The organism is Acinetobacter sp. NBRC 110496, assembly GCF_000876115.1.
GTDB lineage: Bacteria > Pseudomonadota > Gammaproteobacteria > Pseudomonadales > Moraxellaceae > Acinetobacter.
Map to the genome: position 1 here is coordinate 1 of NZ_BBTF01000045.1, position 14,514 is coordinate 14,514.

The window sequence follows — 14,514 nt, forward strand, 5'->3', positions numbered from 1 at the left end:
CATCAATAGGCTTGCCATATCCTCATTAACTTCATACAACTTATAAAGGTATGAAAGCTCAATTAGAACCGCTATACCAGCATGTAAAACAGCAGTTATGTAATTTCTACGAAGCTTTCCTTGAGGATGTTTTTTAATTGAATTAAATAGTTTTTGATTTGCATTTTTATCTATTTTCATTCGTACAGGCTGTGCAAACGTCTCGTCTATTTCATTTTGCACTGGCGCATTTAGAAAAATCTTCTGCTTGTCAGTACAAAAGATAAATCCTAAATACAGCAGACTTAAACTAAAAGCGTTTAAGTCTAGACCTGGTAGATTTCTATTAACACTACTAATCACATCAAGATCTTCTCTTGTTAAGTGAATTAATTGATAGGATAGTTGTATGTAGTTTGAATCTGTCATTTGATTTCTGCGTACATTTTATACATGTATTTAGCTAACTTATATAAACCTTTAGCATTGGCGTACTCTGGTGATTCAGCGATTCTTACGTTCGGTAAGTCGTACTTTTCTTTAATCTCTTTTTCAAGAAAAGCTGCACCGCCTCCACAAAATAATACTAATGCTAAATCATCGCCTCCACCGATCTGTTTAGAGATAAAGTTATTTAATTCGATCATGAATTCGTTTTTAGCTTGCTGAATTAAACCTGTAATATCTTTGGCTTGAGATCCTATACCATAAGTTCCAGATTTTAGTGCGAAATCTAGCCAGTTAGCGTTAACTGTTTTATAGCCAGATTCAAGAATTAAGCTAGTGATTCGTTCATAGATGGTAAGAATACCAAGGTTACGTGATGTAGAACGATGGCCATCAAGCATGTTTCCTCCATCTAATGTGACTACAATATCAGTGGTTTTACCGCCAATATCGATTACAGCACATTCAGAACTTATTAAAAGATCACTATCTTCTGAACCGTTTCCGTGTACATCAATAATCTCATTAAAATAAGCTGTTTGAGCTTCACATTTAACAATATGTCTTTTAATGATATTAAGCGGTTTACCAGCTTTATGATCTTTTAAGTTGAAGCAAACATCACCATTGAGTAGAAAATTAGTTTTCATATCAATAAGTGGCATGTTTTTGGTTTTTTCAGGTGTGTAATAGCGACTAACAGGAAGTGAAGTAGCGATTGCAAACGCTCTACCATCATATGTTCCGATATGGTCAATATAGGCCTTAATTGCCTGGTGTATTAGTGCCTTGTTATATTCAGATGTCGGGTATTCGTCTGTTCTGGTATCCAGAGGAACACTACTATTGATCTTCTTACCAACTGTATAAAAGTTTTCATTAACTTTAACCACATAATAGTCAGTAGAATCCTCTTCGCCAGTGAGGACTTTTCCTGAATAAGCAATACTAGGAATAGTCAGTTTGATTTCATTTCCATCTTGATCTAGACCAGCATAAAGCTTTGTACCGCCATGTCCATCATCAATACCTAGAACAATATAACGTTCTTCAATCGCTGGTTTTTCATTTTGAGTATTTTTCATAAGTTTACCTTTCAATTTTTCAAGATTTACAACGAGTAACGTCTTCTACCGCGTCTAGTGTATTTATTGCCCCCAAAAACTAAGCGTCTAAGAGCAGAGGGGATATAGCTGTATTTGTATTTAAATACTTTTTCAATAACCAATGTTGCTACTATCAAGCCGATGAAAAGCATAAGTTTGAACAAGGAAAACTTAATAACAACAGCTAGAAAAGGTATAAACAAATATCCGTTTAAACCGCCCCATAGGATTAGATTTAATCTAAATTGCGACCAGTGTGCATATTGATCATCCATATTCGCCTCTTAATAAATCAGTTTGTAATAGTAGTCTTCATGCAAACGACCAGCTTTGAGTAGATCGTCAGCTTGTTTCCTGAAACTCTTACTGATGTTTGGATCTGAACCATCAGAATTAATCATTAACTCTCGAATAAACTTCTGTTGAGCATGAATATCATCAATTAAAAGCAATTCTTCTTTCAGTTGAGGTGATAAAATTAAGTGTTCCCTTACAGCAAATACCTTGCCGTTCACATCTTTAACAAGACGTTGAGCAATCAATGTATAAACTGAACCAATAATGTCAGCTGCAGCCTGAAGATGTTCTTCATGCTTAAAGCGCTTCAACATACGTGGAATAATTTTGTCTACGGTGGTTGCGTGAACCGTTGCAAAAACAGGGTGGCCAGTTAAAGAAAGTTCTAGAGCTGCAGAAATTGTTTCTTTATCTCGCAATTCACCGATTTCAACTGCAGCAGGACGTCTACGCATCGCCTCTCTATTTGCATCCGCAAAAGTCTCGAAGTTATTGGGGATTTCGCTTTGACTAACAATACTGTGTGTGCTTTCAATTGCGTCATACTCGTATTCGATAGGCTCGTTGTGAGTCAAAATATTTCCACGAATATGAGTATTATTTTCCAACACATAGCGAATATTTGAAGCTAGTGTTGTACTTTTACCAGAACCAGTGATTCCGCCAATGATGTAGCAACCATTGTGAGGTAGCGATCTTTTAATGAAATCTTCATCTAAACCCACTTTTGAAAAGTGAGGGGGAATGCCAGAAATTGTACGTAACGTTATCTGAAAAGAATCTCCAGATCCACGATACGAAGTTCGAGATACGTTCACACGAAAGTTATAACGAGTTTCCTTACCTGAAGCGTCTTTCTGCAGAATACGATATGCCTTATTAATAAACTTATTATTAATAAGGACTAAGTAGGCATTTTCATCAGCAATCGTTCTTAGGATGTGTAGAGCTTCATCACGATTGATAATACGGTGTGTTAACGAATATAACTCCAAGTCTTTCATCATTGTGATGGGGCGATCTGGACTAATGAAAATATCTGAAGCACCATGAGCTAATGCTTCATATAGAAGACTTTCAAATTCATCGCGACTTTTAAACCCTTGTTTCGGATCTTTGTATGTCGTTATGGCTGTTAATGTAGCCAAACCAAAACCACGGCTAGAATCGTAGTCTTTGCGAATGTCTTTGGTAGCTGTCAGAATCTTATTTTCAGATCCTTTAATCTTGTTAACATCAAATAATGCAGATTTTGCTTTTAATGTCGAAACCTTCATTTGCATTTAAAACTTCCAATTGAGTTAGCGAACTTAAGGTTCGCTAACAAGGTTAATTTTTGGAATTTGATAGCTAGGTGCAATTTGTTCAGGTTGGAGAATTGGTTTCCAAGTTTCAATATTTGAATTGAACTGCGGTAATTGTTGGATTTGAAGCAATTTCATATCAAGAGCAATAGTGTCTTGTGTAGAAGAAACAGCCAGTGATTGACTGCTAATTGCTGGCATTGATAACTTGCCCTCTAAAACAAACTTATGGAAAGTAACCATCCCCAAATAATCTCGTTTAAGACGATCTACTGCATCTTCAACAATATTTCGGCCCTCAACTAAACCCATTTCATAAGACTTAGCAGCAGTCTCTTTCCATATTTTTCGTTCTTGTTCGTTAGCTGGTAACATTTCTTTCGGAATGAAAGTCACGTAATCAACATTGCTATCAAGTGTAGGGAAAACAAGGTACTGACGCCAATCAGGTGCACGAGTACTGAAACGAGCTTGTTTCAAGATTTTATAAGTCTGCTTAGTCGTCTTGTACGACATGGCATTAGGTGTCTCAGTTACATCTTTTGATTCAATAATAACCGGGGGAACAACAACATCTTTGATCATGTAAGGTTTAAAGTTAAAGATTGTATCAAGGTTACGCTCTTGGCTTTTGATGACCTCACGAGCGTTGCTTAAATAAGTATTGATCCCTAACTTAATACCTTTTTGCTTAACTAATTCAAGCATGGCTTCATAACGAGCTTGCTGTTCAACATTACTAACATGAACTTCTAAAGAAGACTGGTTAGATGGGTTTAGTAGCTCTTGTAATGAAGCATTATTAGAGTAGTCCATAAAAACTCCAGATATGTATAAAAGGATTTAAAGGGTATTAGTTATAAGTCAATAAAATACTTTTATTTTGATGATCTAGAGTTATCGAAGCAGTATTTAAATATGCAGAAACATCGCGTAAAGCTTCTACACCAGTAAGACGCTTTTTATTAAAATTAACAATTGGAAGCTCATGAGTAGGACCAGCTTCTACAAAACGGTATCCGTATTGGCTAGAAATACTTTTAATTAAAGGTATTGGATCGCCTATGTAGTCGATATTTAAAAGGTCATGGTTGATGCTACCTTGTTTCTTCTGAACAGTTTGCATTTGAATTGCAGAAGAGTTCTTTAAGTTCTGTTGTGCAATTAAAGCCTCTTGAGATGCTTCAGATATAATAGATAAAGGGCTTGCTACGTTTAATTGCGTTACATCACGACTAGCACACCCAGACATCATTAAACCAATTACAAGAACGCTTAAAAGCTTTTTATTGTGCTTCATTTTTACTCCGGATTAAGTGGGTATAAAGACAAAATGATTTTAGTCTAAAAACTATTAAAATGCACTTTATTAATTATAAAAAATCCCTTAAAAGGTATAAAGCCGACTTTTAGGCACTCGCTTAAACCTAATTTATAAGCTTTAACGTATATCTAAGGGCGTTCTTCAGGCAGTCGTACCTGGCCTAAACAAGACAAATCTGTAAAAAATACTCTTTTTAAGTGCATTGTCTGTCCAAAACAATGCTTTTTTTTAGTAGTACCTATCTGAAATGGAAATACAACGTACTTTTTTCAATCAATTATAGAGAGTAAATGAGCTCTTATAGTTTGCTAGACGTCTTTTATATTCCTTTATAGTCTTATTCTTTCTTTTTATTATCTTTTCTATTCTTTTTTGTTCTTTTTTTAGAATATAATTTATACAGAAAATAACAAAGTACATTTATTCTTTTTTTAATTAAAATATTGTTAATGCTGTAATTTATATTTTACAGTATAGAAGTATATTAATAAAGATGTTAATATGCTTTTTTTAATTAATATTAAAAATATTATTGGTGATAATGCAATTTATTTATAAGCCAGCTTCTTTAATATTAAATAAATTGATAAAAACTGTTTGAAGAAAAAATGCATCTTGGTATATACCATTCCTAATTTAAAAGTTTAAAGACATTAAAGCTGCTACTTATAAAAACCTATCTTATGGTTTAGTGCTGTGCATCTTAAATATAAAGATTTGACACCTTAAACACCAATTAAACTGCAATAATGATAGGCTTAGAGTCGTATTTTTCCCTAAAAATTTAAGGCATCGCAACTGGCAAAAGACTATTGAAACTATGCATATCAAGCACTTCACTGTAAAAAAGGTCCACTGTGTTTTTATGATTTCTCAACTTCATTTTTTTGATTTTTCCACTGTACTAACAAGAGAGGAGTCAAAAAAGACATTCGCATTTATTGGGCTTAAAAGTGAAAAACATTTTGCTTAAAGTGAAAAACGTTTTAACGAGTACTTTTAGAAAGGTGTTTAACGTTGTAGTATGTGCTCATGTTTTGCATGTGGATAAAGGGTGGTAGTGGTGAGCAGTTTTGAGAATCCTAATAGCTATCCAAAGACATTAAAAGAATACACAAGTCGTATAGAAGATTTTCCGTATTCTACTAAGACCAAATATGATATTGAGCTTAAGCAAAAAATTGATAAACATTTAGATAGTTCAGAGCTAGATTTAAAAATGTTATATGAAAACATATATTCTGAATTTAAAACTAAATCTGAAAATGGTTATTACGCGGAATCTACATTTAGAACATATCGTGCATATTTAGTGTATGGAATCGGTCTAAAGCTTAATGAGCTAAATAATGGCTCTATTAATGATGAAGATATAGATGCTGGTTTTGATGAATATTTTTTAGAAGAATTATATTTAAGAATCATTAACACAAAATATACAGCTAATAAGGACAAACCTAAGCGTACTTCTGAGCTGAAAACAAAGTACTTTGAACGCACGTTTTACAACTACTTGGTAAGAGAATTCGAGCATAAGAACGAGAGTAACACCAGGGTTAGTGAGTTTGATCGGATGATGGTTGCTTTTGTTGATGCCAATCTTGTTGTTGGATTGCGTCCTGTTGAGTGGTTTTCCGTTTCATTCTGTTGTGCAGTAAAAGGACCAAAACTGATCATGATTGTGGAAAATGGCAAGGCTACACATGGTCGGGCTAATGGACTTAAAAGGTATTTAATACTTGATGACCTTAAACATGAAGATCAAGAAAAGATATACCTTTATTGGAACTTGCTAAATAGGTATGTGAGAAAGGTATCTAGTTTAAATAAAAGTAGTGGCTATACCTTTGGATGGGATGAAAAACAGACTTTTATTAAAATACTGCAAGAGCGTTTACGTTTAAGTTATATCAATTACTTTAAGCTTAGAGGCAAGGTTTTAACTAATGAAGATCAACGACCTACTTTATACAGTACAAGGCATCAATGTATTGCAAATGCTAAGGTAAAGGGTATTGATAAGTTTGTGATAGCTGGTGCTTTTGGACATGCTGGTAAAGATACTGCTTCTAACTTTTATGGGCGAAAGTGGAGAGGCCATAGTGGTTTTAGTATAAAGCCTACTTTAGATTCTATTGAAAACGTTAATGGTAGCCATGAATTTGTTAAAACACTTTTAGCTAATAACCTAGATACCTTTTATTATTTTGATCTTAATATAGCAAATGAGTTTAATACCGACTATTATAAGGACGAATTAAAGTCGGGTTTAGTGATTGACTAAATGGATAACTCTAAAACTAATTTGACTACTTCAACATGGGGTTCTCCTTACGCTGAAGTATCAATAATAGGTAAAAGAAAATACGCAAGGCTTTTAAGAGTGTTGGTTAGTACGTTTGCCTCATTGTGCATTTTAACCGTTTTAACAACGCTTAGTTTTGTAGCTTTTAAACTCACCACAACAGATTTTGAATCTTTGGTTTTTGATGACGGCACACCAGTTAAGTGTGTGCTTAGCTCTAAATCAGATCGTCCAATTCCATCTGTTATATATCAGCCAGCGAAATAGGAGTGCTGTTGTGTCTAAAGACAAATCTAATGAAAACGCTGGAATAGGTTCTTGTGATCCTAGTCTTTGGCTCAGAAAACAGGTGGATGAAAAAGATAAGGAGATTGCAAAGTTAAGACGATGGCTTGTTTTCGTGTTTTTCGCTTTTATCGTGAGTGCTGTTCTTGCGATGATTATTTTTGCTGCCTTTAATGCATACCCAAAAGTCAAAGCTGTTCAAACAGTAGATAACTCGGTTATCTGTCCAATCGAAGCATCAAAAAACCCTCGCGTTACTGACGTTGTTATTTCTGAATTCGGTAAGAGTGCAATTCTTTCTGTCTACAACTTTGATTTCTTGAACTGGCGTGACGTTATTAACAATGCTGGTTCAATGTATTTCACTGAGGGCGGTAAAGATTCATTGATGAAGCAAATCGCTCAATCACAAACAGTTGGCACAATCGTACAAAACAACCTAACGATGCGAACTACTGCTACTGATGTTCCACAAATCGAAAACCGTGATTTACATGCTGCAGAACCTAGTTGGACTGTTCGTGTTCCTATCACTACTCAATTCTTCTTAGGTGACAAACAACCTAAAGAGACTCACCGCTTCATTGCGACAGTTACTATTGTTGAGCATCCACGTTCTTATCTGAACTACAACGGTATTGCTGTTAAGACAATTACGTTAACTCCAGCGCGTTAATTGGATGATACTTATGAAATTGAAAAAATTATCTTTGGCTCTTTTTGCTTCTACTGCATTAACTACAATAGTTAATGCTGCTGATATGCCTCCGAATACTTTTGCGGATGCTCAATCTCCTTTGGTTGCACCTGAGGTAGTTGATACAGCATCGGAAATTGACAGACAGGTTCACAATCTTGTTGGTTTGCAGTTCACACCTGAGCAAACAAAAATAGTTAAAGGACTTTTGTTGCAACAAAAACGAAGCCTTTCTAGTCCTTATGTAAATACGCCACAAGCGAAAACCCGTAGTTTGGGTATTTCATTAAACCCTGGTGAGGAACCGCCAGTAATTCGTTTAAGCGCTGGCATGCTATCTACTATTGTCTTTACCGATTCTTCAGGAAATCCATGGAACATTGAAAAGATTTCTTTGGACCGTGGACGTTTCTCAGATGGCTTAGGTGAGCAAAACGAAAAAGAGCCAGACGAAATCCCTGAAACTAACATCCTTTCAATCGAACCATTAGATCCAGCTGCTTTCGGAAACGTAACGGTCACATTAAAGGGATTGGGTGCTCCAGTAATTTTGATGTTAGCTACTGGCCAACGTGATTTAGATGTTCGTGTAGACGCACGTATACCTGGTCGAAGCCCAACAGCCAAAGCTATGTATTCAACAGGCAATCAAACATCGATTATTCCAGATGGTGTGAGTTTGCAATTTATGGATGGCTTAGCGCCTGAGGGTGCTGTTGAAATGCGAACCGATAGTCCTAATGTCCGTGCTTGGAAGTTTGGTGGCTATATATATGTGCGTAGTAACTTTGGTGTTATTCAACCAGCCTTTTTGAGTTCTTTCCGCGCTAACAACGGTATGAAGATCTTCCGTTATGAAGATTCTGAAGATCTGAAGTACATCACATTTTCAACGACTGGCGGTACACCTAAAACTGTTTACCTCGAAGACGCATTTTAAGTCATTAAGTGAGAATTAAAAATGGATTCAACGAACCAACAAAATAACCCGAATGACATTGAAGAGAATTCTAGTCGTAGCACTGAAGTAGGTACTACCGATGAAACTATTATTTCTGCAAACCAAGTTCATTCAGAAGAAGACCAACCTAAAAAACTGAAAAATACAAGTATTAAAACTGCTAACAAAAAACGTGTTTTTGCAGATACGCGCTTTCGCGTTGTTGCAATTATTGGTTTGGTAGTAGTTGGTGGATTAGGCTTTTTTATGTTTAACCCAATGGGGAAAAGTGACCAACTAGCTTTAGATAATCAGGTTGCTATTGCTACACCAGAAATCCAAGGACAGGGTACAAATGTTATCCCTCCTGAATATGTAGAATATGAACGTCAAAAACAAGCTGAAGAAGCTGCTCGAGCTGGCAAAAATGGTGAAAGCTATTTGCCCGAATTTAAAACAGTTGCAACACAAGATCCAAACGGCGATCTGAACGATCAGAATTTTATTACAGGTCCAAATGGGCAACCTGTAAACGGTTCTGCAACAGGTGGTACACCAAATATTACGCTTGAACTTGACCAGATGGCCAGAGCTAATATGGCAAATCAAGGTGGTGCATTACCTCAACCAACTAGCGGTGGTCTACCACAACAACCACAAACACAAAACGGTGCTAATCAAAACGCACCGATTTATCAAACTAACTACGCGCAACAATATGAACATGCTTCATCTGCTGCTAATGATGTTGCTAGTGTATATAGCCAACAAGCAGCTGCTTATGCAGAACGTAATGCTGCAACGCGTGAATTAAGTCAAACTGCTTTTGTTGATCAACTTGCTGCGTTTTCTAATACAAAGAACAAGGTCAACGGATATTCAACATATAAATATTCACACAACACTAAAGCATCGGAAGGGCAACAAAACCTTGGAAGCTTGAACGTTGCGAATACGACTAGCGAATCTACTAAAGGACTAGCAATCATTAAAGCTGGTACAACAATGAAAGCGCGTTTAGATACAGGTGTGAATACTGATAAAGGTAAAAACCTATTTGCTACTGTTATTGGCGGTAAATTTAACGGCGCAAAACTTATTGGTACTGTTGGTCTGAATACTGCGGATATTGAATTTAACTTTACCCGTATGTTGTTTAAGGGCGAAGAGTATGCAATCCAAGTACGAGCTTTAACTCTTGGAACAAAACAATCGGGCATGGCTGATAAAGTCCAAAAACACACTTTGCAAAAGCTTGGCGGTATGGTTACTGCTGGAATCTTTGAGGGTTACGGACAAGCCTATCAAAACATTGGTACAACCCAAATCACAAATACTGGCAATGTTGTAAGCACGAAGGAAGAGCCAAACGATAAAGAAATTGCCGGGAACATCATTGGTAACGTTGGTACGGAAATGGCGAACATGGCACGTACATCAACAGTTCGACCAACTACGTATATCGTTAACAGCGGAAAAGTATTTGAAGTCTTTTTTGATGCTGACGTAACAACACCGAAAAATAAGGGGTAAGCGAAATGTCTGATAATCAAATGACTGCTGAACAGGCAAAGAAAAATCTAAAAGATGCTGAAGGCAAACCCCAAAAAGGCGAAGGTAGTGCGAAGGGTGGTATTCCTCCAAAACTTCTTATTGTTATTGGTGTTATTGCCTTAATTATGATTGGTACTTTCTTTTGGATACAAATGAGTAAACCAAAAGACGTCAGCACGGCAGTTGCTCCAGAACAAACACCAGAATCCATTGATACTGTTGGTCAAGGCATTCAACAAACACAAGCAACATACAACCAAAATCAACAACCTTTAAAGGACAATAGTATTGCTGATGATACGGCGTTCATTGTTGATGAAAATATTGTGTTTAAAGATCCTACCACTGGTCAATACATGATTATGTACAAATCCATGTCGTATCCGATTGATTCTGATCTAGGAATAGAGGCAGTTAACTTCTATCAAAGTCAGGGTACGAATGCACTTATTTTATTACAACGTTTGAAAGAAAAAGAGCAAGCGCATGGGCAAGTACAAAACGGCGAACAAACTGCAGTTGCTCAATCAGAAACCATAATCAAAAATGAACAACTGAAAGCTGAAAATGACGATCTTAAAAACCTTGTTGAATTGCAAGAACAGGCAATTAAGGAATTAAAGACTAGTTTAATCAAAATAGCTAAAGACCAGACTAAGCAAAAGGCTTTAAGTACATCGGGATCTAAAACCTTATCAATTCCAAAAGGTGCAAAACGCTTGGATGCTTTTGCGGTTGTAGGCGATCGCGCTTGGATGACAGATTCTCAAAACCATACATATACAGTCTATGTAGGTCAGAAGATGCCAGACAATCGCACGGTCTATGCTGTTGACGAAAACGAACAAGCCATTTGGGTGAAATAAGGAAAATAGCGTGGATGCATTAGATATAGTTAAAGCGATATTAAACATATACGGTCCACTACTAAGCTTTATACGCATTTGCTTTGTTGTAACGGGGTTGGTGATTACTGGCACGGCGCTTTTTGACTTAGTGCAAGCATCATCACCTCAACAAAAGTTCTTTGGTCATGGAATGAAAGAGCCTACCACTGGTGGGGCATTGTTGAAGATTCTTATCGGTGGTGCTTTTGCATCACTTGGATATGACGGATATATCATTGGTGCACTAGGTTCTTCATTGTTTGGTGGTAATGGCATAGAACTTGTAACGGTACAAAGTTACTTGCCTAATGCTGGTGCTAATGATTTAGGTGCATATATCGTTACGGCGGTTGTAGGTTTTACGCAACTGGTAGGGATTATAGCGGTAGCTCGTGGCTTATATGGTTTTGTAGAGAAAATTGATGCTCAAGGCAATGCGACATACCGCAAAGCATGGGTTTTAATTATAACAGGTGTATTATGCGTATACGTTCAGGACGTACACGATGTCTTTGTTAATACCTTTGGAACACAAATAGGAGGAACCTTTTTTACAATATTTTAAACAATCTTCTTAAAATAGGGTGAGAGTTTCTTAAAAACCTTGTATAAGATATTGAAGATATTTAACGAGAAGTTTAAAATTAAGCAACTTAAAGCAATAGGGTTTTAAGAATGTTTAATTACAGTGCGGAGATTAGCTCCCGTATATTAAATAAAAGGAAAATGACAATGGTATCATTAGTAAAACACTCAGTTCGCACTGTAAAAGCGACTGCATTCCGCGCAAAAGTAATGTTTTTAGCTTTTGTTTCTGCATTAATGGGTCAAGTTGCATATGCAAACACTGGCACATGGAACCCAGGTGGTACAGCTTACGGAAAACACGCTGCTGGTTCTGATGCGAATGAAATCTTAGGCCGTGGTGAAACATTAGGTCAAAACGTTTATAAATTCTTAATCGTAGTGTTCATGGTGCTTGGTTTAGGCTTAGTTGGTACTGGTTTGTATATGATGTATACATCAGAAGAAGATCAACAAAAGAAAAAGAAAACTGCTTGGATCTGTATTGGTGTGGGTGGTGCGTTATCAATCGTAGGCTTCATCATGTTCTCTGCTGCGAACACTATTACTGGTAAAGCGTAATACAATAATAAATAAGTTTAAAAGCGTGGCTTAGGCTGCGCTTTTTTTATTTTAAAAATAGTATATACATGTTTTAATTAGACCTTACTTAATAGTATTAAGGGGTTTAAGTGAAACATATAAACCGTAAGTTTGGTATTTTAAGACCTATTAACGGCGTAAACGACAAGCAAGAGATACGTCAAGATAAAACTATCCATGATGGTTTTAAAACCAATGAGACAATAAAGCAAATAATGTCTTCACAACCAGCTAAATGCTATTTTTGTGATTTCTATGACGAATACTTTTTAGAGCCACATCACTTAGACGGCGATCATAGCAACCATACGGCTGAGAACATTGTAGCGGTCTGTACGCTATGCCATGCACAAAACCACATCTTTGCACTATCACTGGAAAAGAAAGCTGAAATATGCGTATTGAGTACGAACATACCTCAAGAGATCTTTAATCAATATCAACGTGCATTACTGGTGTTATCGCATAAGTCTGACAACCAAGATCCTGAGCTTGCTAAGTTCGCACGGCGACATCGCCAAAGCTTGCTTGTAGAGCCGTTAAAGCGCCATCAACGCCCTAATCCTACAAAGATGTCTGAAGCAGAATACGCACGTAATATGTTTGAGGATATACAGGCGTTTAATGCGATTAAGACACGAACCCAAACAATTGATACCCAACTGTACTTCACGGACATTAAGTTCAACACAATGGCTGAATATGAAGAAGCCAAGCAAGAAGATATGTTGGTAGCGAACGTTGATTACGTAGACCAGCTCCGCAAGTACAAAGAGTGGTATTTGAATGCCATCAAAGAGAACAAAAACTTTTCTTTGTATCAACTCGCAAAAGCTTTGGAAAAGGTATCAGACGAAGCATACGAGAGCTTTAATCTGCCAAACCACTACATAGTATTTTCCCCGAATATCTTTACTGACGAGCAGTATGAGTACTACCAAACACTAGATGTATTTAAGGGTTTGGGTGATAAGTGAGTTCACATAAATGACAGAATGCTTAACAGATACCGAATACATAGATATGAGCTTAGAAGACGTTATATCGGGCATAGTGTTACAGCCATTTAAGCCTGACATAGTGAATGATATAGCGGTATTGGATAGCGTATTTGAGACGGACATATTGAATGATGATGAATACTCATTTATTGGTCCATACATCTACAAATATTGGGAACTTGGGATAGATGCACTACCAAAGGAAACGCACGATCAGCTATCGATATTTCGCTTATGCGTTATAGGTACTGAGGCTTTCAACTTCCTGAACGATTTGTATATACCAACGACACGCGACACTGGTCATACATCTAACACGCTAATGCTACTCCATGTTGTACATATAGCGATAGGGAATCAGACAACAACTGGTGAAGACTCAACGGGGCATTTTCAAGATCCACTGATTAAAGCGCTACTGTTGATGAATATCCCCGTTAACAGCGATTGTTTGCTGTTGGATGACACTTTGGTACACCTAAACAAAATAACGGCGCTGAGTGGCTTAGACGTTGAAATACAGGTTAAGCAAAGTGTGAGTGTGAAGCATAAGAAATTACTAAGCACCAACTTTGGATTTGACAATCCATTATCAATTATAAGCGTTTTGGAACAAAAGAAACTGTCTGAAGAACTGACACGCTACTTTCCGATGATACATCTACCAACGTCCGTAGAAGATGCGACAAACCAGATAGATACGGGCAACTTAAAAATGAGTTCGCTGCAATCTTTTTGTATATACCAAAACTTAAAGCTATCGGTGTCTAAAGTTTTCCACGAACAGGGCTTATACCAGAACAAAGAGATCTACATAGAGCTTGATAAGGTTCACTTCCAACTTAAAAATACAGGTTCCTTAAACTTCAAGGTGGGTACTTTAGGTGAAAGCCAAGAGGTTTTAGAAACGGCGTTTTGGCAACTGCTTAATAAGGGTTTAGTGTTTGACCTAAATAGTTTTAAGAAGTATGTCGAATTAAAAGAGGACGAAACCGTTAAAACTGATGTATTTACTAATTCAAAAAATGATAATATCCCTTTTAACAGTACCTACTATGAGCTTTTATTAAGGTTGGTTTTAGATACAAGCTTAAAACCCTCTGTAAAAAGTCTTGAGGTCGCAATTCAAAATAAGGATTTCGACAGTGCGATTAACGTTTTAAGAGAATTACCGTTTTTTAGTGCTTAATGCTTAAAGGCATGTCTAATCAAAGATAGACG

14 protein-coding genes and 1 pseudogene are annotated in these 14,514 nt (G+C 36.6%); 10 read left to right on the top strand and 5 right to left on the bottom strand.

Annotated features, from left to right (window positions below):
• The 5 genes and pseudogenes from Aba26S_RS16430 to Aba26S_RS16455 form a co-directional block, all read right to left on the bottom strand.
• Positions 1 to 408, bottom strand: a pseudogene (locus tag Aba26S_RS16430) (hypothetical protein); the annotation flags it as partial.
• Positions 405 to 1,511, bottom strand: coding sequence for a ParM/StbA family protein (locus Aba26S_RS16435; RefSeq protein WP_024160787.1), 1,107 nt, complete (start codon positions 1,509 to 1,511; stop codon positions 405 to 407). The gene Aba26S_RS16435 and the pseudogene Aba26S_RS16430, both read right to left, overlap by 4 nt.
• A 305-nt stretch (positions 1,512 to 1,816) precedes the next feature.
• A complete protein-coding gene (locus Aba26S_RS16445; RefSeq protein WP_024160788.1) occupies positions 1,817 to 3,112 on the bottom strand; it encodes an ATPase, T2SS/T4P/T4SS family in 1,296 nt (431 codons plus the stop codon).
• Positions 3,113 to 3,139: 27 nt separating this feature from the next.
• Positions 3,140 to 3,949, bottom strand: coding sequence for a type IV secretory system conjugative DNA transfer family protein (locus Aba26S_RS16450; protein WP_024160789.1), 810 nt, complete (start codon positions 3,947 to 3,949; stop codon positions 3,140 to 3,142).
• Between the two features lie 37 nt (positions 3,950 to 3,986).
• Entirely contained in the window at positions 3,987 to 4,433 is a 447-nt protein-coding gene (locus Aba26S_RS16455) for a DotD/TraH family lipoprotein (RefSeq protein ID WP_024160790.1), read from the bottom strand.
• 1,087 nt (positions 4,434 to 5,520) lie between these two features.
• Between Aba26S_RS16455 and Aba26S_RS16460 the strand changes: the two genes are divergently transcribed.
• From Aba26S_RS16460 to Aba26S_RS16505, 10 genes are all read left to right on the top strand, one after another.
• Positions 5,521 to 6,741: a hypothetical protein gene (locus Aba26S_RS16460; protein ID WP_227518656.1), complete on the top strand. Its 1,221-nt coding sequence runs from the start codon at positions 5,521 to 5,523 to the stop codon at positions 6,739 to 6,741.
• Positions 6,742 to 7,029, top strand: a complete 288-nt coding sequence (locus Aba26S_RS16465) for a hypothetical protein (RefSeq protein WP_024160792.1) — start codon at positions 6,742 to 6,744, stop codon at positions 7,027 to 7,029.
• Between the two features lie 10 nt (positions 7,030 to 7,039).
• Positions 7,040 to 7,723 carry a DotI/IcmL family type IV secretion protein gene (locus Aba26S_RS16470; RefSeq protein ID WP_043973556.1) on the top strand — a complete coding sequence of 228 codons (684 nt, stop codon included), beginning with the start codon at positions 7,040 to 7,042 and terminating at the stop codon, positions 7,721 to 7,723.
• Between the two features lie 85 nt (positions 7,724 to 7,808).
• Positions 7,809 to 8,684, top strand: a complete 876-nt coding sequence (locus Aba26S_RS16475; RefSeq protein WP_227518657.1) for a DotH/IcmK family type IV secretion protein — start codon at positions 7,809 to 7,811, stop codon at positions 8,682 to 8,684.
• 21 nt (positions 8,685 to 8,705) lie between these two features.
• A complete protein-coding gene (locus Aba26S_RS16480; protein WP_024160793.1) occupies positions 8,706 to 10,217 on the top strand; it encodes a DotG/IcmE/VirB10 family protein in 1,512 nt (503 codons plus the stop codon).
• 5 nt (positions 10,218 to 10,222) lie between these two features.
• The gene (locus tag Aba26S_RS16485; RefSeq protein WP_024160794.1) at positions 10,223 to 11,104 is read left to right on the top strand and encodes a hypothetical protein; all 882 of its coding nucleotides are present in this window, start codon (positions 10,223 to 10,225) and stop codon (positions 11,102 to 11,104) included.
• Positions 11,105 to 11,114: 10 nt separating this feature from the next.
• On the top strand, positions 11,115 to 11,690 hold the full coding sequence (locus Aba26S_RS16490; RefSeq protein WP_024160795.1) for a hypothetical protein: 576 nt from the start codon (positions 11,115 to 11,117) through the stop codon (positions 11,688 to 11,690).
• Positions 11,691 to 11,857: 167 nt separating this feature from the next.
• Entirely contained in the window at positions 11,858 to 12,271 is a 414-nt protein-coding gene (locus tag Aba26S_RS16495; protein ID WP_024160796.1) for a hypothetical protein, read from the top strand.
• A gap of 236 nt (positions 12,272 to 12,507) precedes the next feature.
• Complete coding sequence (locus tag Aba26S_RS16500; protein WP_228141528.1) at positions 12,508 to 13,269, top strand: HNH endonuclease; 762 nt, start codon at positions 12,508 to 12,510, stop codon at positions 13,267 to 13,269.
• A gap of 10 nt (positions 13,270 to 13,279) precedes the next feature.
• Positions 13,280 to 14,482 (top strand): hypothetical protein, encoded by a 1,203-nt coding sequence (locus Aba26S_RS16505; protein WP_024160951.1) that lies wholly within the window; start codon positions 13,280 to 13,282, stop codon positions 14,480 to 14,482.
• The last annotated feature ends 32 nt before the right edge of the window (positions 14,483 to 14,514 follow it).

Bases quoted from the DNA above. Each gene is read 5' to 3' on its own strand.
- Aba26S_RS16445 (WP_024160788.1), bottom strand. From the start codon at position 3,112: ATGCAAATGAAGGTTTCGACATTAAAAGCAAAATCTGCATTATTTGAT.
- Aba26S_RS16450 (WP_024160789.1), bottom strand. From the start codon at position 3,949: ATGGACTACTCTAATAATGCTTCATTACAAGAGCTACTAAACCCATCT.
- Aba26S_RS16485 (WP_024160794.1), top strand. From the start codon at position 10,223: ATGTCTGATAATCAAATGACTGCTGAACAGGCAAAGAAAAATCTAAAA.
- Aba26S_RS16480 (WP_024160793.1), top strand. From the start codon at position 8,706: ATGGATTCAACGAACCAACAAAATAACCCGAATGACATTGAAGAGAAT.
- Aba26S_RS16500 (WP_228141528.1), top strand. From the start codon at position 12,508: ATGTCTTCACAACCAGCTAAATGCTATTTTTGTGATTTCTATGACGAA.
- Aba26S_RS16455 (WP_024160790.1), bottom strand. From the start codon at position 4,433: ATGAAGCACAATAAAAAGCTTTTAAGCGTTCTTGTAATTGGTTTAATG.
- Aba26S_RS16505 (WP_024160951.1), top strand. From the start codon at position 13,280: ATGACAGAATGCTTAACAGATACCGAATACATAGATATGAGCTTAGAA.
- Aba26S_RS16475 (WP_227518657.1), top strand. From the start codon at position 7,809: ATGCCTCCGAATACTTTTGCGGATGCTCAATCTCCTTTGGTTGCACCT.
- Aba26S_RS16435 (WP_024160787.1), bottom strand. From the start codon at position 1,511: ATGAAAAATACTCAAAATGAAAAACCAGCGATTGAAGAACGTTATATT.
- Aba26S_RS16465 (WP_024160792.1), top strand. From the start codon at position 6,742: ATGGATAACTCTAAAACTAATTTGACTACTTCAACATGGGGTTCTCCT.
- Aba26S_RS16495 (WP_024160796.1), top strand. From the start codon at position 11,858: ATGGTATCATTAGTAAAACACTCAGTTCGCACTGTAAAAGCGACTGCA.